The organism is Pseudocitrobacter vendiensis (genome assembly GCF_943590815.1).
Lineage (GTDB): Bacteria > Pseudomonadota > Gammaproteobacteria > Enterobacterales > Enterobacteriaceae > Pseudocitrobacter > Pseudocitrobacter vendiensis.
In genome coordinates, this window is record NZ_CALSBS010000002.1 from 85,149 (window position 1) to 105,352 (window position 20,204).

General features: G+C 52.0%; 19 protein-coding genes and 1 pseudogene. 13 read left to right on the plus strand and 7 right to left on the minus strand.

The features are described 5' to 3' along the window. Window positions 1-9 precede the first annotated feature (9 nt). Window positions 10-900: a LysR family transcriptional regulator gene (locus NMC31_RS02720; protein WP_253896879.1), complete on the minus strand. Its 891-nt coding sequence runs from the start codon at window positions 898-900 to the stop codon at window positions 10-12. A gap of 563 nt (window positions 901-1,463) precedes the next feature. Beyond that, window positions 1,464-1,703 carry a DinI family protein gene (locus tag NMC31_RS02725; RefSeq protein ID WP_015964953.1) on the minus strand — a complete coding sequence of 80 codons (240 nt, stop codon included), beginning with the start codon at window positions 1,701-1,703 and terminating at the stop codon, window positions 1,464-1,466. A gap of 214 nt (window positions 1,704-1,917) precedes the next feature. Here NMC31_RS02725 and NMC31_RS02730 point away from each other — a divergent pair, with 214 nt between their 5' ends. From NMC31_RS02730 to NMC31_RS02750, 5 genes are read left to right on the plus strand one after another with little or no spacing between them, the layout of a single operon-like run. After that, window positions 1,918-2,892, plus strand: coding sequence for an aliphatic sulfonate ABC transporter substrate-binding protein (locus NMC31_RS02730; RefSeq protein WP_253896880.1), 975 nt, complete (start codon window positions 1,918-1,920; stop codon window positions 2,890-2,892). 4 nt (window positions 2,893-2,896) lie between these two features. Then, window positions 2,897-3,709: an ABC transporter permease gene (locus NMC31_RS02735; RefSeq protein ID WP_253896881.1), complete on the plus strand. Its 813-nt coding sequence runs from the start codon at window positions 2,897-2,899 to the stop codon at window positions 3,707-3,709. A gap of 2 nt (window positions 3,710-3,711) precedes the next feature. Beyond that, on the plus strand, window positions 3,712-3,945 hold the full coding sequence (locus tag NMC31_RS02740) for an ATP-binding cassette domain-containing protein (RefSeq protein WP_253896882.1): 234 nt from the start codon (window positions 3,712-3,714) through the stop codon (window positions 3,943-3,945). A gap of 55 nt (window positions 3,946-4,000) precedes the next feature. Continuing rightward, on the plus strand, window positions 4,001-5,398 hold the full coding sequence (locus tag NMC31_RS02745) for an LLM class flavin-dependent oxidoreductase (protein WP_253896883.1): 1,398 nt from the start codon (window positions 4,001-4,003) through the stop codon (window positions 5,396-5,398). Then, window positions 5,395-6,612, plus strand: coding sequence for an acyl-CoA dehydrogenase family protein (locus NMC31_RS02750; RefSeq protein ID WP_253896884.1), 1,218 nt, complete (start codon window positions 5,395-5,397; stop codon window positions 6,610-6,612). Before NMC31_RS02745 ends, NMC31_RS02750 begins: the two co-directional genes overlap by 4 nt. A gap of 849 nt (window positions 6,613-7,461) precedes the next feature. Here NMC31_RS02750 and NMC31_RS02755 read toward each other — a convergent pair. Then, window positions 7,462-7,629 (minus strand): hypothetical protein, encoded by a 168-nt coding sequence (locus tag NMC31_RS02755; RefSeq protein WP_253896885.1) that lies wholly within the window; start codon window positions 7,627-7,629, stop codon window positions 7,462-7,464. 250 nt (window positions 7,630-7,879) lie between these two features. Between NMC31_RS02755 and NMC31_RS02760 the strand changes: the two genes are divergently transcribed. From NMC31_RS02760 to agp, 5 genes are all read left to right on the plus strand, one after another. Beyond that, window positions 7,880-8,707, plus strand: a complete 828-nt coding sequence (locus NMC31_RS02760; protein WP_253896886.1) for an ABC transporter substrate-binding protein — start codon at window positions 7,880-7,882, stop codon at window positions 8,705-8,707. 1 nt (window position 8,708) lies between these two features. Further along, on the plus strand, window positions 8,709-9,527 hold the full coding sequence (locus NMC31_RS02765; RefSeq protein WP_253896887.1) for an amino acid ABC transporter ATP-binding protein: 819 nt from the start codon (window positions 8,709-8,711) through the stop codon (window positions 9,525-9,527). Next, window positions 9,524-10,312 (plus strand): amino acid ABC transporter permease, encoded by a 789-nt coding sequence (locus NMC31_RS02770; protein ID WP_253896888.1) that lies wholly within the window; start codon window positions 9,524-9,526, stop codon window positions 10,310-10,312. Before NMC31_RS02765 ends, NMC31_RS02770 begins: the two co-directional genes overlap by 4 nt. Continuing rightward, window positions 10,302-10,991, plus strand: a complete 690-nt coding sequence (locus NMC31_RS02775) for an amino acid ABC transporter permease (RefSeq protein ID WP_149461644.1) — start codon at window positions 10,302-10,304, stop codon at window positions 10,989-10,991. Before NMC31_RS02770 ends, NMC31_RS02775 begins: the two co-directional genes overlap by 11 nt. Before the next feature lie 103 nt (window positions 10,992-11,094). Further along, the gene (gene agp / locus NMC31_RS02780) at window positions 11,095-12,336 is read left to right on the plus strand and encodes a bifunctional glucose-1-phosphatase/inositol phosphatase (RefSeq protein WP_253896889.1); all 1,242 of its coding nucleotides are present in this window, start codon (window positions 11,095-11,097) and stop codon (window positions 12,334-12,336) included. Between the two features lie 173 nt (window positions 12,337-12,509). Here the strand turns inward: agp and NMC31_RS02785 are convergent, their stop codons facing one another. The 4 genes from NMC31_RS02785 to NMC31_RS02800 all read right to left on the minus strand — a co-directional run bounded on the left by NMC31_RS02785 (window position 12,510) and on the right by NMC31_RS02800 (window position 16,027). Continuing rightward, window positions 12,510-12,737, minus strand: coding sequence for a YccJ family protein (locus tag NMC31_RS02785; protein WP_015964936.1), 228 nt, complete (start codon window positions 12,735-12,737; stop codon window positions 12,510-12,512). A 20-nt stretch (window positions 12,738-12,757) separates the two neighbouring features. Further along, complete coding sequence (gene wrbA / locus NMC31_RS02790; RefSeq protein WP_015964935.1) at window positions 12,758-13,354, minus strand: NAD(P)H:quinone oxidoreductase; 597 nt, start codon at window positions 13,352-13,354, stop codon at window positions 12,758-12,760. A gap of 529 nt (window positions 13,355-13,883) precedes the next feature. Beyond that, window positions 13,884-15,386 carry a lysine--tRNA ligase gene (lysS, locus tag NMC31_RS02795; RefSeq protein WP_301544320.1) on the minus strand — a complete coding sequence of 501 codons (1,503 nt, stop codon included), beginning with the start codon at window positions 15,384-15,386 and terminating at the stop codon, window positions 13,884-13,886. Window positions 15,387-15,496: 110 nt separating this feature from the next. Continuing rightward, window positions 15,497-16,027: a helix-turn-helix domain-containing protein gene (locus NMC31_RS02800; protein WP_253896890.1), complete on the minus strand. Its 531-nt coding sequence runs from the start codon at window positions 16,025-16,027 to the stop codon at window positions 15,497-15,499. 192 nt (window positions 16,028-16,219) lie between these two features. Between NMC31_RS02800 and NMC31_RS02805 the strand changes: the two genes are divergently transcribed. The 3 genes and pseudogenes from NMC31_RS02805 to cadA all read left to right on the plus strand — a co-directional run bounded on the left by NMC31_RS02805 (window position 16,220) and on the right by cadA (window position 20,058). Then, a complete protein-coding gene (locus tag NMC31_RS02805) occupies window positions 16,220-16,480 on the plus strand; it encodes a helix-turn-helix domain-containing protein (RefSeq protein ID WP_149461678.1) in 261 nt (86 codons plus the stop codon). 103 nt (window positions 16,481-16,583) lie between these two features. Continuing rightward, a complete protein-coding gene (potE, locus tag NMC31_RS02810; protein ID WP_253896891.1) occupies window positions 16,584-17,909 on the plus strand; it encodes a putrescine-ornithine antiporter in 1,326 nt (441 codons plus the stop codon). Between the two features lie 4 nt (window positions 17,910-17,913). Further along, window positions 17,914-20,058: pseudogene (gene cadA / locus NMC31_RS02815) on the plus strand (lysine decarboxylase). The last annotated feature ends 146 nt before the right edge of the window (window positions 20,059-20,204 follow it).

The window sequence follows — 20,204 nt, forward strand, 5'->3', positions numbered from 1 at the left end:
CCGTTGGCGCTACACTGTCTGATGGGTATTTTCGTGAATAAAATTGATAAAGGTGGATAACGCTTGAGAGGTGTTATTTTTCATCCAGTTAATCATGATATCGAGCTTAAATGACGGGACGTTAATATCTTTCATCACCACCCGATTCGCCGGTAAAATTGAGCGAAAAGAATCCGGTACAATCGCAATTCCTAAACCCGCACTGACCAACGAGGGGAGCAATAGCGGGTGCGATGTTTGATGATGCACATCTGGAGTAAATCCGCATAACGTTTTGATGGCATCGCTGGTGGTATAATCTGCTGTTGCATAAACGATAAAGGGCTCTCCCGCCAGTTGCGTAAAACTCAGTGATGATTTATCAGCCAGACGATGGTTGCGTGGCATAATCACTTTTAACGGATCGGAGGACAACCATAAGCAAGACGTTTCGACATCATGCGGAACATCCAGATTAGTGAAAAACCCAACGTCGATTTCGCCCTCAATCAGCCGTTTACTTTGGTGGAAGTCACTGTGCTCAATCATATTGATATTAATTTCCGGATACCTTATCTGGAACCGGCTAATTAATCGGCCCATAATATCGCTGTGCGCGGTAATACTGGAATAAAATATATTTAATGTCCCAGAGATCCCTTCCGCCAGATCGCTTGCTGCTTCAAGAAAGCTTTCTGACGCCGTTAAGGCAGTGCGAGCCTTGCCCAGCAATAATGCGCCCTGTGTGGTGAGCTGCACGCTGCGTGTGGTACGGATAAAAAGCGGCGTGCCTACTTGTTCTTCAAGTGACTTTATCAATGCGCTTAATAGTGGTTGGCTAATGTTGAGTTTCTCTGCAGTTCGTCGAAAATGTAATTCTTCAGCGAGGCAAACGAAAGCACGTAAATATTTCGTATCCATTGTTTAACATTTCATCATTATAATAACTAATTGCGTGAATGTATGTTGCAAGCGTTGAATGTGTGCTAGAAGAGAATATGACTCGGTATAATAAGGAAACAACATTATCTGTTTTTTATTTTACTGTCTATTCAATAATAAAAGATATTCTAATAACCGTTAAAATATATTATAAAAAGTTAATAAATGTCAATATAGGTTTTTTCTGTGTTTTGCATTAACAGGAGTTGGAAAACGCTGTAGGGTGTTGTAATTCGGAGGAAAAAAGACTTTATTTGTAATGTCTGATCAATCCAATATTATTAATTAAATAGTACCAATAATAAATAAAAGAATCATATCAAATGTGTCTTTGAACGCATTATGGCAAAAACCAGCATGAACAGAAGATAGCGTTTAATGGCTAACGGAGAAAGTGAAGAAGGTATGTTGATAGATCAAATTAAATGCCCGACGGAGTGGTGTGAATACGAGTACCATAAGCCGGAGATCAAATTTTCCCGTTTCCGCGTTGGGTTTCACAGACAGAGCCCGCAGGGCTCTGCCCGTCGAATGCCGGGGCTTTATTCTGCCACCATCCACATATCGGCTTCTTCAAACATCTCTTCCAGCATTCGGTTAAGTTTTTCACGATCGCTTTTGCTGGCGTCGCTGTTCAGGCCATTGGCCTGCATCGGTTTTACGCGCACATCGGCATCAGGGAAGAGGCGATGTACCCGTTTAGTCAGCTCCGCTAAGATGATTTCACGCGCATCAGGTAAACCTGCAACGTTACGTTTATCGTAAACCAGTTCTACAAACATACTGTCTCCAAATACTGAATGTTTATACAGTATTATGCGCTATAACCGGGGGCGGACGTCAACAGATTTGTCACGCGTATCCCGCAAATCGCGCACCATATTTCAAAAATGTTAATAACCTTCTGCGTAATTGTTATTTTGTGGCTCTAAGGCTTTCCCCTACAGTGGCGAAACAGAAACAACAATAATCACATCGCACATTTGGGGCCGCACCATGCACGTTAAAAAAACCTTTTTCGCCAGAACCGCATCTGCGCTGGTGCTAACGTTCGCCGCGTTTTACAGCCAGTCAGAAGCGTTACCGACATTAAGCCTTGATTATGCTTACTACGCCCCGGAAAGCCTGATTGTGAAGAAAAATCACTGGCTGGAAGATGAATTAAAACCGCAGGGGACGGAAGTGCGCTGGGTATTATCGCGTGGCTCGAATAACTCGCTGGAGTTCCTGAACAGCGGCTCAACGCAGTTTGCGCTCACCTCCAGTATTTCGGCGTTTGTCAGCCGCACCAACGGCCAGCCGGTGAAAGCGGTATACAGCTATCTCTGGTACGTTCCGAGCCTACTGCTCATTCTAAAAGATTCACCGCTGAAATCGATCGATGAACTGAAAGGCAAGAAAATAGCGGCGACCAAAGGTACCGATCCCTATTTCTTCCTGCTGCGCGCACTGGAAGCCAACCAACTGAAACCGAGCGATGTGAACATTGTTCATCTTCAGCATCCTGATGGTCGTACCGCTCTGGAGCAGGGGCGCGTTGACGCCTGGGCCGGGCTGGACCCGCATATGGCGGCGGGGCAACTGGCAGGAGATAAAGTGCTCTACAGCAACGACACATTTGGCGTTGCGGCATTCCTTAATACCAACGAGAAATTCCTTGCGGAACATCCTGACACGGTAAAACAAGTGATTGCCGCTTACGACAAAGCGCGCCAGTGGATCATCGCCAATCCGGACGAAGCAGTGAAAGTGATTGCCGCAGAAACCAAACTGCCGGAGCCGGTTATCAAGCTGCAGCTCAGCCGTTATGACCTGACCAAACCGATCCCTGGCGAAGCACATCTGAATGCTATCAAACCGGTGATTCCTCTGCTACAGCAGGACAAAATTTTGCGTTCCGGCACCGATCCTGAAAAAGCGTTGAACACGCTGGTGGATAGCACGCAGGCCAGGCAGGTAGTGGGGGAATAAGCCTATGTCCGATATCTTGCGGGGGACGAAGGTTAAACCGCCACGACGATTTACTATTAAGCGCTATAACCTGCGCGGTTGGGCGCTGCCGATTCTGGCGGCGCTGGCCGTGGAGGTAATCGTGCGGCTGGGGATTATCCCGGCATGGGTGATGCCGCCCCCGGAAGAGCTTTTCTACAGCTTTGTCGAGCTGGCGCAAGGAGAACTCTGGCAGCATATTCTGGCCAGTTCTCTGCGTGTACTGGCAGGCTTTACCCTCGGTGCGTCGTTGGGCGTTCTGGTGGGATCGCTGGTGGGATTGAGCCGCAGCCTCGAAAGCTGGCTTGACCCAACATTTCAGGCGTTGCGCGCGGTCCCAAGCCTCGCATGGGTGCCGTTGCTGCTTATCTGGATGGGCATCGACGAAAGCGCCAAAATCACGCTGATTGCCATTGGCGCATTTTTCCCGGTATATCTCAACCTGGTGGCGGGTATTCGCAACGTTGACCGCAAACTGATTGAGCTCGGCACACTCTATCGCCTGAGCGGGGCGCAGCTAATCCGCCGTATTATCCTTCCCGCCGCACGGCCTTACCTGTTTACCGGGCTGCGCAGTGGGCTTTCAATGTCCTGGCTTTGCGTGGTGGCGGCAGAATTGCTGGCGGCGACGCAGGGTGTCGGCTATCTGCTGACCGATGGTCGCGAAAATTCGCGTCCGGACCTGGTGCTGGTGGCGATAATTACGCTTGCGATGATGGGCAAACTTTCCGATAGCCTGCTGAAAAAACTGGAAAACCGCATGATGGCCTGGCGGGATAACTATGAAGGAGGTCGTTAATCATGGGGGCAATTTTACGGCTGGCGTACATTGAGAAAAGCTTTGCCGAACGCACAATTCTGCGCGATATCCACATTCGCCTGGACGAGGGCGAAATCGTCAGCCTGTTGGGTGCCAGCGGCTGCGGCAAAAGTACGCTGCTGCGCATCGCAGCCGGGCTGGACACCGATTATCGCGGGCGTTGCCTGTACGGCGAAGAGCAGAGCACCCGCCAGGATCACCACGCCGTTTCCTGAATTCTTTTCATGCATTTTTTACCTTTTATCGCCGCGTGGCGAGGGGAGCCCCTTGATGAAAAAACAGATACGACTGAACGCCTTTGAGATGAATTGCGTCGGGCATCAGGCTTCCGGGCTGTGGCGACACCCGCGCGATCGCTCATGGCAATATAAGGATTTGTCCTACTGGACTGAGCTTGCCCGTTTGTTGGAGCGCGGGCTTTTTGACGGCCTGTTTATCGCTGATGTGATTGGTTATTACGATGTTTACGGCGGCAATACAGAAGCAGCGCTGCGCGATGCCGCACAGATCCCGCTTAACGATCCCTTACAACTGATAGCGCCTGTTGCAATGGTCACCGAACATCTCGGGATTGGCGTAACTATTTCCACCAGTTATGAGCATCCGTACACCTTTGCCCGACGTCTGGCGACGGCCGATCATCTTTCCGGGGGGCGCGTGGGGTGGAATATCGTGACCTCTTATCTCGACAGCGGGGCGCGCAACACCGGGCAACAGGCCCTGCTGGAGCACGATGCGCGTTACCAGCGCGCCGCAGAATACATGGAAGTGGTGTATAAGCTGCTGGAAGGCAGCTGGGAGCAGGCTGCGGTAGTGCGCGACAAGGAAAAGGGCATTTTTGCCCATCCCGAAAAAGTGCATCCCATTCGCCACCACGGTGAACATTTCCGCGTGCCGGGCGTGCAGATGAGTGAACCCTCGCCCCAGCGCACGCCGCTGCTCTTTCAGGCGGGGTCGTCCGGAGCGGGCGTTAACTTTGCATCTCGCCACGCCGAGAGCGTGTTTGTGAACTCTCACACCCTGAGCGGTTTGAAGAGTTATGTCGCGTCCCTGCGCGAACAGGTTATCGCCAACGGGCGGCAGGGAAGCGATGTGCTGGTCTACACCCTGGTGACGGTGATTGTGGAAGAGACCGATGAAAAAGCACAGCAAAAATATGAGGAGTATCAGCGCTATATCTCTCGCCCCGGCGCGCTGGCGTTAATCTCGGGCTGGACGGGGCTTGATCTCGCTGCGCTACCGCATGATGTGCCGTATCCACAATTACCGGAACCGGCATCCGGGCTGGTGGCGCGTTTTGCGGCGGGCGATACCTCGTGGACGCTGAACGATCTTGCTGATTATGGCGCCATTGGTGGCCTGGGCCAGGTGTTTGTGGGATCGGCCTCAACCGTCGCGGACAAGCTTCAGCAATGGGTAGAGGAGAGCGACGTGGACGGCTTCAACCTTTCGTATGTTGTGGCGCATGAAACCTTTAATGATGTGGTGAAGTGGCTGGTGCCGGAACTGCAACGGCGCGGCGTTTACCGAACCCATTATCCACAGGGAAAAACGCTGCGTGAAAAAATGTTTGGCCGGGGGCCGCTGCTGCCGGAAAGCCATCCGGCGAACGCGTACCGCGATCCTGCCCGCTATACCGACGATTTCAAACAAGAGGTAAAACTATGACCGCAGTCTGGGCGCTACACAGCAATGATAACGATCTGCAATATACCGCGCTGGCAGAAACCTTTCGCCCTGTGTTTGCGCGCATCCGTGAAGGCGCGCAGGCCCGTGAGCAGCAGCGAGAACTGCTTTTTGAACCGCTCCAGTGGCTTAAAGCTGCGCGATTCGGTGCGCTGCGCGTGCCGGTTGCGGCAGGTGGCTATGGTGCCAGTTTGCCGCACTTTTTTGCGCTACTGACCGAGCTTTCTGCCGCTGATTCCAATATCACCCAGGCGTTGCGTGGTCACTTTGGTTTTGTCGAAAGCGTACTGGCGTCTGCGGATGTCGAAAAGCAATCGCGCTGGTTTGCCCGACTCGCCGAGGGGGATTGGGTAGGCAATGCGTGGAGCGAACCGGGGGACGCGAAGCAGGGAACGTTTACCTCACAGATCGTGCGCGAAGGGGAACACTATCGACTAAACGGTAAAAAATATTATACCACCGGGTCGCTGTATGCCGACTGGATCAACACTGGCGTCAGCGATGAACAGGGGGTATGGGTCAATGTGGTGGTGAATCGCTACGCTGAAGGGGTAACGGTAGAAGATGACTGGGACGGATTCGGTCAGCGCCTGACAGCCAGCGGCACGACGCTGTTTGTTGATGCGCCTGTGCAGGCGGAAGAGTTGACGCGCCATGAATCAGCGACGTCCTACGATCCTGCGTTCTATCAACTGGTGCATCTTGCGACCTTAACTGGCATTGGTCTTGCCGCGGCACAGGATGTGGCACAGGCGGTGCGGACCCGCACGCGCAGCTACTCCCACGGCAACGGACCGCGCGCGGCGCACGACCCGCAAATCTTACAGGTCGTAGGTGAGGTCTACAGCGCGGTGTATGGCGCGAATGCGATTGTGGAGCAGGGTGCCCGTACCTTGCAGCAGGCGTTTGACGCTATCGGCCAGGCCGAGGCGGCGGATCGCGCCAATCAACAGGCGGAACTGGCTATTGCCCAGGGGCAAACCGTGGTGTCAGCGTTAATTCTGGATGCGGTGACGCGTCTTTTTGATGCCCTTGGCGCATCGGCCACGTCCTCTGCGCAGGGATTGGATCGCTACTGGCGCAATGCCCGCACACTGGTCTCGCATAACCCACGCGTTTACAAGGCGCGCATCGTGGGGGATTACGCCGTGAACGGCACGCCGCCGGGATATCAGTGGCGAATTGGTACGGTGTGATTGATTGCCGGTGGCGCGGCTCAAACCCGTAGGCCTGATAAGCGCAGCGCATCAGGCAAAGTTTGGCACCGATGCCGGGGGCGCTTCGCTTGCCCGGCCTACAGGGCTCAAAACCCGTAGGCCTGATAAGCGCAGCGCCATCAGGCGAAGTTTGTCACCGATGCCGGGGGCGCTTCGCTTGCCCAGCCTACAGGGCTCAAAACCCGTAGGCCTGATAAGCGCAGCGCATCAGGCGCAGTTCGGCGGCATTGCCGGGGGCGCTTCGCTTGCCCGGCCTACAGGGCTCAAAACCCGTAGGCCTGATAAGCGCAGCGCCATCAGGCGCAGTTCGGCGGCATTGCCGGGGGCGCTTCGCTTGCCCGGCCTACAGGGTTCAAAACCCGTAGGCCTGATAAGCGCAGCGCATCAGGCGCAGTTCGGCGCCATTGCCGGGGGCGCTTCGCTTGCCCGGCCTACAGGGTTCAAAACCCGTAGGCCTGATAAGCGCAGCGCATCAGGCGAAGTTTGTCACCAATGCCGGGGGCGCTTCGCTTGCCCAGCCTACAGGGCTCAAAACCCGTAGGCCTGATAAGCGCAGCGCATCAGGCGACGTTCGGCGCCATTGCCGGGGGCGCTTCGCTTGCCCGGCCTACAGGGCTCAAAACCCGTAGGCCTGATAAGCGCAGCGCATCAGGCGCAGTTCGGCGCCGATGACGCGGGAGCTGTTGCGTCTGGCGGAGCAAGTAGCGGACAGGATTGCTATTCACGAATAGCGCGAAATTGACCGTCGTCTCAGGAGGAGGCGCGGTTAATCAGTTAGCATGGTGAGCGCACAGTTCATTCCAGTAGGTTTCGCGGATAAGACGTTTCTCAGCGTGCCTGGTCACGGAACCACTCCGGCTCAATATTGGCGACATCCACACCATACAGGCTGGCGACGGGTAACACAGACTCGATAACGCGTTCAGCACTATGTTCATCCGTCCCCAGCCATATTTGTTGCAGACGTTTTAAAAGCGCAGTCAGCATCGTTTTCATTCTTTACCCCAGACTATTTTTGACGGAATAAAATCAGTAAAACCGCTTCTGAATAAAAGATGAAATAACAATATTGGCTGACCTTTTGCAAAAACTGGCATTAGGCTTTGTTAATTTATTCACCTTCATACAACAATGTTTTCACTAATATTTTTTTGCTCTTGATAATAAAGATTCGTTATTTGGTGAGAACGAAAGCTTATGGGAGCGTAACAGCACACAACAAAAACAGGGATATCGGAGAAAAACTATGGCACTGAAATTATACACCGCACAGAAGCTGGCAATATTCGTGGGGCTGGCCGTTAGTACGCTGGCGGTTATTCCGGCGCAGGCCGATCAACTGGCGGATATTAAAGCCAAAGGCGTGGTGAAAGTGGCAACTTTCGACGCCAATCCGCCGTTTGGCTCAGTCGATGCCAAAACGCATGAGCTGGTGGGGTATGACATTGACTTTGCTAAAGCCCTGGCAAAATCACTGGGCGTGAAACTGGAACTGGTGGCGACCAACCCGGCTAACCGCATTCCGCTACTGCAATCGGGCAAGGCGGACCTTATCGTCGCGGATATCACCATCACCCCGGAGCGTGCTCAGGTAATTGATTTCTCGACGCCTTATTTTGTGACCGGGCAGCAGTTCCTGGTGCCAGCGGCGTCTGGCGATAAACTGGATGATTACAGCAAAGCGCGCATTGGGGCGGTAAAAGGCACCACCGGCGAACAGACGCTACATCAGCGTTATCCGCAGGCGCGGGTGCTCTCCTATGACGATATCCCGCTGGCGCTCACCGCCTTGCGTAATGGCAACGTGCAGGCGATAACCCAGGACAGTACCATTCTGGCCGGCCTGCTTGGCGAAGCGCCGGATAAAGCGAAATTCAAAATCATCCCGGATTTACTGAGTAAAGAAGAAATTGGCGTCGGTGTGAAAAAAGGCGAACCCGCACTATTAAAAGCGGTGAATGATGAACTGGTAAGCCTGGAAAAAACGGGCGAAGCAGCAAAAATTTACGACGCCTGGTTTGGCCCCGCGACCAAAGCGCCGCAGCCACGTTCATTCACCATTGAAGCAAAATAGTATGTTGTCGGCATTATTTCCGCGTTCCGCGGCAAAGGCCGCGGATTTCTCCCATCTTCAGCAGGCGAGCGTGCAATTTCGTCATGCAGTGAAAAGCTATGGCGACCATCGCGTGCTGAACGGTATCAATTTGACGATTCACTCCGGTGAAGTGGTGGCGATCCTGGGCCCATCGGGTTCAGGGAAATCCACGTTGATTCGCCTGATTAATCAGCTGGAAAGCCTGAGCGAGGGTGAAATTCTGATTGACGGTAAAGCGACTTCTCAACTTACGGGTAACGCGCTAAGGCAGTTACGTAGTCGTATTGGCTTTGTTTTTCAGCAATTTAATCTCTACGCGCACCTAACGGCTCGACAAAATATCATGCTGGCGCTGGAGAAAGTTCATGGCTGGACACACGCTAAAGCCGAAATCAGGGCGCTGGAGCTGTTGCGTAAGGTCGGGCTGGAAGAGAAAGCTGACCATATGCCCTCGCAGCTTTCCGGCGGCCAGCAACAACGCGTTGCGATTGCCCGCGCGCTCTCATCCTCACCGCAGATAATTTTGTTCGACGAGCCTACGTCGGCGCTGGATCCTGAAATGATCGGCGAAGTGTTACAGGTCATGCAGACGTTAGCGCACAGCGGCATCACGATGATTGTGGTGACGCACGAAATGCAGTTTGCGCGTGAAATCGCCGACCGGGTGGTGTTTATCGACGGCGGTGATGTGCTGGAAGTTGCGCCGCCTGCGACGTTCTTTACGAGGCCGCAGCATCCCCGCGCCGTGCGGTTCTTGCAAAAAGTGCTCGACCCGCTGCATCAGGAGCGTGCTGAGTGACACACTTATTTGACTGGCAGGGCGTGCTGAGCGGGCAGCCGTTGCAATGGATCTTCTCAGGGTTCCTGACCACGCTGTGGGTAACGCTGGCAGGTATTGTGCTGGCGAGTCTGCTGGCGATTCTTTTTCTGGCGCTACGTCTGGCGGGCGGACGCGTGGGGCGAGGCTTCACCGCCGCGTGGGTGTCTTTGTTTCGCAATACGCCACTGCTGGTGCAGCTTCTGTTCTGGTATTTCGCCGCGTGGAATCTGCTGCCGCAGGGCGTGCGGGATTTCGTCAATGACGACCACGGCTGGTCTATTCTGCCGGGCGATGTCTGGTGGCTAACGCCGGAGTTTCTCTGTTCTGCATGGGGGCTCGGCGTGTTTACCTCGGCGTTCTTGATTGAAGAAGCGGCCTCGGGCCTGCATAGCGTCTCGAAGGGTCAGCGGGAAGCGGCGCTGGCACAGGGTTTTAGCACGTGGGGAATGTTGCGACATATTTTGCTACCACAGGGGCTGGCGAACGCCTGGCAACCGATCGTGGGGCAGTATCTCAATCTGATGAAACTCTCCTCCCTCGCAAGCGGTATTGGTTTCGCCGAGCTGACCTATCAGGTGCGCCAGATTGAAAGTTATAACGCCCATGCGCTGGAAGCCTTTGCGGTCGGCACGGGGCTGTATCTTCTCACCGGGATCGTGTTGGGTTTACTGTTCACGCGCTTCGGCCCATCGCCAGTGGGCAGCGCGAAACGGGTGAAAAACGTCACGCTGAAGAGAGCAAGGAGCGTTGAAGATGGACGCTAATCTGGCGGTCATTATTGATAACCTGGATTATTTACTCTGGGGCCGCCTGATGGACGGCGAACCCGGCGGCGTAGTATTGACGCTGATGATGGCATTAGGGGCTGGGGCGCTGGCGCTGCCTGGCGGTATTGTTCTCGCCTGCCTGGCCTGGCGCTACGACGGTGTGGTACGCAAGCTACTCTATTTGTGGGCGGAAATTATTCGCGGTATTCCGCTGATTTTCGTCATCTTCTGGCTCTGGTATCTGTTGCCGATGTTGACCGGCAGTGATTTACCCGGCGCATTGACGGTCACGCTGGCCCTGGCCTGGTTCACGGCCGCATCGGTGATGCATTCGGTACTGGCGGGGCTGCGTTCCCTCTCCGAAGGGCAATATGAAGCTGCACTGACGCAAGGTTTTAGCGCCGGGCAGAGCCTGCGTTTTATCCTGCTGCCGCAGGTGCTGAAAAACGTCATGCCGTCGCTACTGGGGATATTCATCGGCCTGCTGAAAGATACCTCGCTGGCGTTTATCGTCAACGTGCCGGAACTGACCACCGTCGCCGGGCAGGTGAACAATCGGGTGCAAATCTATCCGATGGCGATATTTATCTTTGTCGGCCTGGTGTACTACCTGTTGTGCGCCGCGCTGGGGCTGCTGGCGAAACGCTGGCAGCCTGGTCGTTATTCATCAACGTGATGAAATTACGCGCTTAATCCCAGCTTTGCGAGCTAACCCCCGGAAAATTGTCACATCACTGTCACAATCAAGCGGTGGGTTATCACGCAAAGAGGATTGAGGGATGAAAAAAGCCGTACTGGCCGTCGCGGTGGCGACGACACTATTAACCTCCATTGCCGCACAGGCGGAGACCTCCCCGGAGGGATACAAGCTCCAGCAAGTGTTGATTATGAGTCGGCACAACCTGCGCGCACCGCTCGCCAATAATGGCAGCGTGCTGGAACAATCCACTCCGCAAAGCTGGCCGGAATGGGATGTCCCTGGTGGGCAACTCACCACCAAAGGCGGCGTGCTGGAAATCTATATGGGCCATTACATGCGTGAATGGCTGGCGCAGCAGGGGATGGTGACCTCTGGCGAGTGCCCAACAGATAACACGGTTTATGCGTATGCAAATAGTCTGCAGCGTACGGTGGCGACGGCGCAATTCTTTATCACGGGTGCGTTTCCGGGGTGTGATATCCCGGTTCATCATCAGGCTGAAATGGGGACCATGGACCCGACTTTTAACCCGGTGATCACCGTCGATTCTGCGCAGTTCAGCCAGCAGGCCGTACAGGCGATGGAAAAAGAGCGCCAGCAGATGCATCTCGACGAGAGCTATAAGCTGCTGGAGCAAATCGCCGATTACCGCCAGTCTCCGAGCTGCAAAGAAAAACAGCAATGCGACCTGAATGGAGCGAAAGACAGTTTCAGCGCGCAATACCAGAAAGAGCCGGGCGTTTCCGGGCCGTTGAAGGTGGGTAACTCGCTGGTGGACGCCTTTACGTTGCAGTACTACGAGGGCTTCCCGCAAGATCAGGTGGCGTGGGGTAAAATCAAAACCGACCAGCAGTGGCGCGTGTTGTCGCAGCTGAAGAATGGTTATCAGGACAGCCTCTTTACCTCTAAAGAGGTGGCGCAAAATGTCGCTGCGCCGCTGGTGAAATATATCAATAACGCGCTGGTTGCGGATGCGGACAAATCCGCCAAAGTGACGCTGATGGTGGGGCATGACTCCAATATCGCCTCGCTACTGACTGCGCTCGATTTCAAACCTTACCAGTTGCACGATCAGTATGAACGCACGCCGATTGGCGGAAAGATTGTTTTCCAGCGTTGGCATGACGCGAAGGGCAATCGTGATTTGATGAAGATTGAGTATCTGTACCAAAGCACGAAACAAATTCGCGACGCGCAGGCATTAACGCTGCAATCGCCACCACAGCGCGTGACGTTGGCGCTGAACGGTTGCCCGGTCGATGCCAACGGTTTCTGCCCGATGGAGACGTTTAAAGCGGTGATGAAGGACGCGGTGAAGTAGGGCGTTCGGTTGTTTTCCCCTCTCCCCGAAGGGGCCAGGGGACTTCCCGCGCGCTCCAGATTTTCTCCCTCTCCCTGTGGGAGAGGACTGGGGTGAGGGCATCAGCACGAACGCACTCACCTATAACGAAAAGGCTCCCATCGGGAGCCTTTGTCATTCACACTGCAATTTCATTAAACGTTTTTACGTTCAATGGTTTGCTCGCCCCAAAAGAGGGAATCTTTATCGGTTTTACTGAACGCCAGGGCGAGGACTTCATCACTGCCTTCTTCCCAGATCTGTTCGGCCAGTTTTTCATCATATTTGGCCACCTCAAAAATCGCCTGAGCGATTTCCGGTGAGGTGTTGCGCAAGCTCGCCCATTCGTTTACGTGATGAGCTTTTGCTTCTTGTGTAGGCATAGAAATCCTCCTGCTGAAGATTAACCTTTTAACTTAACCGCAAGCCCGGCGACATGTTCACCCTGATAGCGGGCAATCGCGAGTTCTTCTTCGCTCGGCTGACGTGAGCCGTCGCCGCCCGCGATGGTGGTCGCGCCATATGGCGTACCGCCGCGAACCTGGGAGACATCAAACAGTTCCTGCGCGCCGTAGCCGATAGGAACAATCACCATCCCATGATGAGCAAGAGTAGTCCATGTTGAGGTAATCGTCTGCTCCTGACCGCCGCCGGTACCCGTAGAGCTGAATACGCTACCGATTTTGCCGTACAGCGCACCAGAGGCCCAAAGGCCGCCAGTTTGATCAAGGAAAGTTCTCATCTGCCCGGACATATTACCGAAGCGAGTCGGGGTACCAAAGATGATGGCATCGTACTCTGCCAGTTCTTGTGGCGTGGCAACCGGTGCGGTGTGCGTTTTACCGCCCGCTTTAGCGAAAGCTTCCGGTGACATGGTTTCCGGTACGCGTTTGACGACAACCTCTGCACCCGAAACCTTATTTGCACCCTCTGCGACGGCTTTGGCCATCGTCTCAATGTGTCCATACATGGAATAATAAAGCACCAGAACTTTTGCCATCTGCAACACTCCTCGGTTTATCGTTACACAGCTTTTCGCTGTCCTCCTTTAAAGATAAGCCGTGTCGACAGGAGTGCAAACTTTAGAGCCATTTCTTTGATTTGTAACAATGACGCATGTGATTGAATGTAAAATAAAGATTCTCTGTTAATGTTTTGAAATCTTCTGTTTAATAGATGTGCAACAAGAGCACCCGAACCTGACTGTCAGAGTCGATTCGCGGGCAAAAATGCCCGCGTTTTTGTTAGAGTGTTACACCGCGTGTTTTAAGCCAGTGACGGGCGCACACTTCCGAGCAAGTACGAAAGTGAATATCCATTGTGAACCTGCTGTCCCGGGTGACGTTGAACACACGGGCAGGCCCATTGGCGTTATGATCGCTGACCAACAGATCGCCCGAAACGGGTTTTTCACCGGATATCAATGTGCCAATGATGAACTCTCCATGCTCGTTAAGGCTGCAAATACACCCGGTTCTGGCGCTGAAATGCAATACCACATTGCACAATTCGCATCCTCCTGCGACAGCTCAGTTAACTGGACGCAGGGTAGGGAAGAGAATGACATCGCGGATAGTTGGCGAGTCTGTGAAGAGCATTACCATCCTGTCGATACCAATCCCCAGCCCTGCCGTGGGCGGTAATCCATATTCCAGTGCCGTGACATAATCCGCGTCGTAGTACATCGCTTCATCATCGCCTGCATCGCGTGATGCAACCTGCGCCATAAAACGTTCAGCCTGATCTTCAGCATCATTCAGTTCCGAGAAGCCATTGCCAATTTCTCGCCCACCGATAAAGAATTCGAAGCGATCGGTAATCTCGGGATCGCTATCGTTACGCCGCGCCAGTGGTGAAACTTCGGCCGGATATTCGGTAATGAAGGTGGGTTGAATCAGATGGCTTTCCGCCACCACGTCAAAGATTTCCGTGATGATGCGCCCGTGTCCCCAACTCGCCTCGGGTGTAATCCCCAGACGTTGCGCCAGCGCACGCGTTGACTCAGGTGAATCCAGTGCTTCAGCCTGGATATCGCTGCCATATTTCACGATAGCTTCTTTCATCGTCAAACGGGTAAACGGTTTGCCAAAGTCAAAGGACCACTCGCCATACGTCACTTCTGTGCCGCCCGTAACGTCCTTTGCAATCTGGCGGAACAGCGCTTCTGTCAGCGCTATCAGATCGTTGTAATCGGCATAAGCCATGTAGAGTTCCATCATCGTGAACTCAGGGTTATGGCGCGGTGAAATACCCTCGTTGCGGAAGTTTCGGTTGATTTCGAATACGCGCTCAAAGCCGCCTACCACCAGGCGTTTGAGGTAAAGTTCGGGAGAAATACGCAGGAACATATCCTGGTTTAACGCATTATGACGCGTAATAAATGGCCGAGCCGATGCGCCGCCTGGAATGAGCTGCATCATGGGCGTTTCGACTTCCATAAAATGGTGCGCATTCATAAAGTCGCGAATCACGGACATGATTTGTGAACGCACTTTGAAAGTATTGCGCGTTTTTTCATTGGCGATCAGATCCAGATAACGTTGACGATAGCGACGCTCCTGGTCAGTGAGGCCATGAAATTTATCCGGTAAGGGTTTAACGGCCTTGGTGAGGAGGCGTAAGTCTTTGCAGTCGAGGGTAAGCTCACCGGTTTGGGTTTTAAACAACACGCCCGATGCACCAAGGATATCACCCTGATCGATGAGTTTGAGAAGCGCGTCGTAGCGGTCGGCGTTAAGGCCCTTAGCGCTTATATAGAGTTGAATTCTTCCCCCCATATCTTGCAGCGTAAGGAATGCCGCCTTTCCCATCACCCGGCGGGTCATCAGCCGCCCTGCGACAGAAACGCTTATTTTATGTTCGGTAAGTGCTTCTGCGCTGAATGCATCATAAAGATGATGCAGAGATTGCGATGTCGCATCACGGCGAAAGTCGTTAGGAAAAGCATTCCCGGATTGACGAAGCTGTGCGAGCTTCTGTGATCGAACGCTAAATTCATCTTGTAGTGTTTGCTCGTTATCTGAAGTTTCCATACTCGTAGCCTCCTGGGCAGTGGTCGCTATCGCGTACTGTACTGCCAGGGTGAGCGTTATTGCAAGTGAAATGATCTCCATAGAGATCATTTCACTTTTAATCTTCTCTGCTACTTTTCAGATTTTAGTGCTGTCGCCAATGCGAGTGCCTGAGTATAGAAATCGTTTCGTTGGGCCTCGTCGAGTTGGGAGATGGCCTGCGCCAGAGAATGACGTTGATCCGACTCACGCAAAATGCCTTTTATCCCCTCTTTGTGAATCAGTCTTAACAGCGCTTCTTGCTCAACATTGTCGAGCGAATTGAACACCATCATCCAGGCCATCTGGAGCGGTTCATTTCGTGCTTGTTCAGGCCTGTTGACGTGGTAAATAGCCGGTTTTTCTTCTGTTTGCACTGAGGCGTCTTCACGGTATCCCCAGGCAAGCCATTCTATCGAAACGCCCTCAAGCTCGGCAATTTTGGCCGCCACACTGAGAGAAGGTTCTGTGCCGCGTGTCATGTAGTTGTTAAGCGTAGAGTAGGAGAGTTGCCAGGCCTTTGCTGCAGCACGGGTGCTTCGATTGCCAATCAGGTACCGCAACCTGTCTGCTAAAGAAATCAGGTCATCCTTCTCATCAATATGCCGCTCTTCATTACTCATTTTTATCCGTCCATCGTCATTGAGCTCTGCGAATGACTCATATAGAGATCAGTAAAGTACGATTTAACTCACAAAAATCGCGTTTAGTCCTTTCTGTTATCTCAAAAGAGATCAATGCTAGTGCCAGCATCATCATATTGAATTCACCTCATGGGGTTAACCCATGGGGTAATAGAAGAGGGTAATCCAAATATGGTCACAAATGAAGATCGTGCTGACTGGCACAGGGTAGATATTGTTGCAGCACTTCATAAACAGGGCGTTTCTATTCGCGAACTTTCTGTTCGCTCAGGCCTCAAGCCAGACACCCTTAAGAACGCGCTCTCACGTGCCTATCCCAAAGCGGAACGCATTATCGCCGACGCGTTGGGTCTTACGCCGGAAAAAATCTGGCCCAGTCGCTATCCCAATACCGTGAACACTGCCGCGAATCCCCCTTCCTTAATGAATTAATCCCTTCTCACAAGGAGCGTTTTATGACGTAGCGAAACTGTTGGCGTAAATAAAATGTGTCGTATTCAAGGAAATTATAATTTCATTATAAAGAGAAGTCATTATGAGTAATCCCGGGAATAAAATGGGTGTAATGCATCTGACCATATTAACCGCAGTGAACATGCTGGGGTCAGGCATCATTATGTTACCGACAAAGCTTGCGGAAGTGGGGACAATGTCAATATTGTCCTGGCTGGTAACGGCGTTTGGTTCGCTTGCTCTCGCATGGGCATTTTCGAAGTGTGGTTTATTTAGTACGAAAAGTGGTGGGATGGGAGGATACGCCGAATATGCGTTTGGGAAATCGGGTAACTTTATTGCTAACTATACCTACGCAATAAGTCTATTAATTGCCAATATTGCAATTGCTATCTCTGCTGTAGGTTATGGGACGGTTTTATTTGGTGTTGAGCTTACGCCTGTCCAGGTTTGCATTGCGACCATTGCCGTACTGTGGATTACCACCGTGCTTAATTTCGGCGGGGCAAAAATTACGGGGCAGATTGGTTCCATTACCGTGTGGGGCGTCATTATTCCTGTTGTTGGGCTATGTGTGATCGGTTGGTTCTGGTTTAGTCCATCACTTTATATTAGCGCCTGGAATCCTAATAATATGGATTTCTTTTCTGCAATATCAACGTCAATCTCCATGACGCTGTGGGCATTTCTTGGCCTTGAGTCAGCCTGCGCGAATATGGATGCCGTTGAAAATCCGCAGAAAAACGTGCCTATCGCCGTATTTGGCGGTACGTTGGTTTGTGCCGTAATCTATATTTTATCTACAAACGTTATCGCCGGAATTGTTCCAAACCTTGATCTCCTGCACTCGACGGCGCCGTTTGGTTTGGCCTATGCCTCGATGTTTACGCCCGTAGTTGGAAGTGTGGTGATGTTCCTGATGGCGCTGGCCTGTATTGGTTCGCTATTGGGGTGGCAGTTTACCGTCGCTCAGGTCTTTAAATCTTCCGCAGATATTGGTTATTTCCCGGGGGTGTTCTCGCGTGTAACGGCGAAAGATGCGCCAGTTATTGGCATGATTATCTTAGGGGGTGTGCAAACACTATTAGCATTAATGACGATTAGCCCTTCGTTGAATAAACAATTTAATAGCTTAGTTAACCTGGCGGTAGTAACAAATTTAGTGCCTTATGTACTCTCAATGGCCGCATTAATACCGATGCAAAAGCTGGCCGGTATTCATGGTGGGCAGATGAAAACCAATACTATCATTGCACTGCTGGGCACCATTTATAGCTTTTACGCACTCTATGCCTCGGGGGAAGAGGCCATGATGTTAGGTGCGTTAGTGACATTCTCCGGCTGGACATTCTGGGGAATGTTTATACAGAAAAAGGATGAAAGTTCAGTAACGGCTTATCAGGGATAAGAAAATGAAAATAATCGCGATTATGAATCATTTTGGCGTGTTGGCAAAAGAAGCACCTGTAGAAGAATTACATAAAAAACTCGTGTCAAAAGATTATCGTATTATCTACCCAGAAGATGTAGATGATCTCATGGAACTGGTCGAAAATAATGCAAAGGTTTGTGGCATTATTTTTGACTGAGATACCTGGTCAGTACTCTTACCCAAAAATATTTCTGGCTTAAACGAGCAGCTGCCGATGTATGCATTTTCGAGTCAGCGCAACCCGTTCGAAATAGATGTGGATGCTCTTGGCCTTAATCTTCATTTCTTCGAGTACGCCTTTGATGCCGTCGAAGAGATTGCTGCCCGTATTCAGCGAGGCACTGATGCCTATTTTGACGCGATTCTTCCGCCTTTTACTAAAGCGCTATTCCGCTACGTTGACGAAGGGAAATACACGTTTTGTACGCCAGGCCATATGGGCGGAACGGCTTTCCAGCAAAGCCCGGTAGGCAGCCTGTTTTACGACTTCTTTGGCGCAAATACCATGAAGTCAGATATCTCGGTCTCCGTCTCTGAACTCGGTTCGCTTCTTGATCACTCAGGCCCACACCGCGAGGCAGAGAATTATATCGCTGATGCCTTTAACGCGGACCGTAGCTACATGGTGACAAATGGCACATCGACGGCTAATAAGATTGTAGGCATGTACGCCGCACCTGCGGGCAGCACTATTTTAGTTGACCGCAATTGCCATAAATCACTGACCCATTTAATGATTATGAGCGATGTCACGCCAATCTATTTCCGTCCAGCGCGAAATGCGTGGGGGATATTAGGTGGGATACCGCGCAGTGAATTTACACGTGAAACGATTGAAGCGCGTGTAAAACAAACCCCCGGCGCCACCTGGCTGGTGCATGCAGTCATCACAAACTCCACCTATGACGGCTTGCTTTATAACACCGACTACATCAAACAGACCCTGGATGTAAAATCCATCCACTTCGATTCAGCCTGGGTACCCTATACCAACTTTAGCCCCATCTACAAAGGCCTCTGTGGTATGAGCGGCGAGCGCGTACCAGGTAAAGTGATATACGAAACGCAGTCTACACACAAATTGCTGGCCGCCTTTTCCCAGGCATCCATGATTCACATTAAAGGTGAAGTGGAAGAAGAAACCTTCAACGAAACATTTATGATGCATACGTCCACGTCACCTCATTATGGCATCGTGGCGTCTATTGAAACTTCTGCGGCAATGATGAAAGGAAATGCGGGAAAACGGTTGATGGAAAATTCTATCCTGCGCGCAGTTCGCTTCCGTAAAGAGATTAAAAAGATTAAAGCGTCCTCCGAGAGCTGGTTCTTCGACGTCTGGCAGCCAGAAGGAGAAGCATTAGCACCATGCTGTTGGAATCTTACGCCTGGTGCAGAGTGGCATGGTTATAAAAATATCGATGAAGGGCATATGTTCCTCGACCCCATCAAAGTCACTCTGTTAACGCCGGGAATGGATAAACAGGGCAAAATGGAAGAGCGGGGGATTCCGGCATCCATCGTGGCGAAATATCTCGATCAGCATGGCATTATTGTAGAGAAAACCGGGCCCTATAACCTGTTATTCCTCTTCAGTATTGGCATCAATAAAACCAAAGCGTTGAGCCTGCTCCGGGCACTGAATGATTTCAAACGCGACTACGATAGTAATGCGTTCGTTAAAGATATGCTGCCATCCGTCTATGAGCAGCAGCCTGGTTTCTACGCAGGTATGCGTATTCAGGAACTCTCGAACGGTATTCATCAGCTTATTCGCCAGCATCAATTGCCGGAACTGATGTTCCGCGCTTTTGAAACCTTACCGACAATGGCGATGAACCCTCATGCAGCTTTCCAGAAAGAACTGCATGGTGAAATTGAGGAGGTTTATCTCGACGAGATGATTGGCCGAGTTAGCGCAAACATGATCCTGCCTTATCCTCCTGGCGTGCCGTTAGTGATGCCTGGAGAGATGCTGACTGAAGAGAATCGCCCTACGCTCGAGTTTATTCAGATGCTTTGCGAAATTGGTGCCTGGTACCCGGGTTTCGAAACAGATATCCACGGCGCTTATCGACAGGCCGATGGGCGTTATACGGTTAAAGTGATTAAGAACATGCAGTAAGTTTATCTGGCAACCTGCCCCTTATCTTTGAGGGGCAGGCAGAAGCATCGTGACACACTTTCAGTTATGCATTTTTCTTCTGCGATAAGAGTTAATTATGGCCCGCACCCATCGTGACGGTACGCTTCGGCCATAAACCCATTACA

Bases quoted from the DNA above. Each gene is read 5' to 3' on its own strand.
- NMC31_RS02720 (WP_253896879.1), bottom strand. From the start codon at position 900: ATGGATACGAAATATTTACGTGCTTTCGTTTGCCTCGCTGAAGAATTA.
- NMC31_RS02725 (WP_015964953.1), bottom strand. From the start codon at position 1,703: ATGTTTGTAGAACTGGTTTACGATAAACGTAACGTTGCAGGTTTACCT.
- NMC31_RS02730 (WP_253896880.1), top strand. From the start codon at position 1,918: ATGCACGTTAAAAAAACCTTTTTCGCCAGAACCGCATCTGCGCTGGTG.
- NMC31_RS02735 (WP_253896881.1), top strand. From the start codon at position 2,897: ATGTCCGATATCTTGCGGGGGACGAAGGTTAAACCGCCACGACGATTT.
- NMC31_RS02740 (WP_253896882.1), top strand. From the start codon at position 3,712: ATGGGGGCAATTTTACGGCTGGCGTACATTGAGAAAAGCTTTGCCGAA.
- NMC31_RS02745 (WP_253896883.1), top strand. From the start codon at position 4,001: ATGAAAAAACAGATACGACTGAACGCCTTTGAGATGAATTGCGTCGGG.
- NMC31_RS02750 (WP_253896884.1), top strand. From the start codon at position 5,395: ATGACCGCAGTCTGGGCGCTACACAGCAATGATAACGATCTGCAATAT.
- NMC31_RS02755 (WP_253896885.1), bottom strand. From the start codon at position 7,629: ATGAAAACGATGCTGACTGCGCTTTTAAAACGTCTGCAACAAATATGG.
- NMC31_RS02760 (WP_253896886.1), top strand. From the start codon at position 7,880: ATGGCACTGAAATTATACACCGCACAGAAGCTGGCAATATTCGTGGGG.
- NMC31_RS02765 (WP_253896887.1), top strand. From the start codon at position 8,709: ATGTTGTCGGCATTATTTCCGCGTTCCGCGGCAAAGGCCGCGGATTTC.
- NMC31_RS02775 (WP_149461644.1), top strand. From the start codon at position 10,302: ATGGACGCTAATCTGGCGGTCATTATTGATAACCTGGATTATTTACTC.
- agp (WP_253896889.1), top strand. From the start codon at position 11,095: ATGAAAAAAGCCGTACTGGCCGTCGCGGTGGCGACGACACTATTAACC.
- NMC31_RS02785 (WP_015964936.1), bottom strand. From the start codon at position 12,737: ATGCCTACACAAGAAGCAAAAGCTCATCACGTAAACGAATGGGCGAGC.
- wrbA (WP_015964935.1), bottom strand. From the start codon at position 13,354: ATGGCAAAAGTTCTGGTGCTTTATTATTCCATGTATGGACACATTGAG.
- lysS (WP_301544320.1), bottom strand. From the start codon at position 15,386: ATGGAAACTTCAGATAACGAGCAAACACTACAAGATGAATTTAGCGTT.
- NMC31_RS02800 (WP_253896890.1), bottom strand. From the start codon at position 16,027: ATGAGTAATGAAGAGCGGCATATTGATGAGAAGGATGACCTGATTTCT.
- NMC31_RS02805 (WP_149461678.1), top strand. From the start codon at position 16,220: ATGGTCACAAATGAAGATCGTGCTGACTGGCACAGGGTAGATATTGTT.
- potE (WP_253896891.1), top strand. From the start codon at position 16,584: ATGAGTAATCCCGGGAATAAAATGGGTGTAATGCATCTGACCATATTA.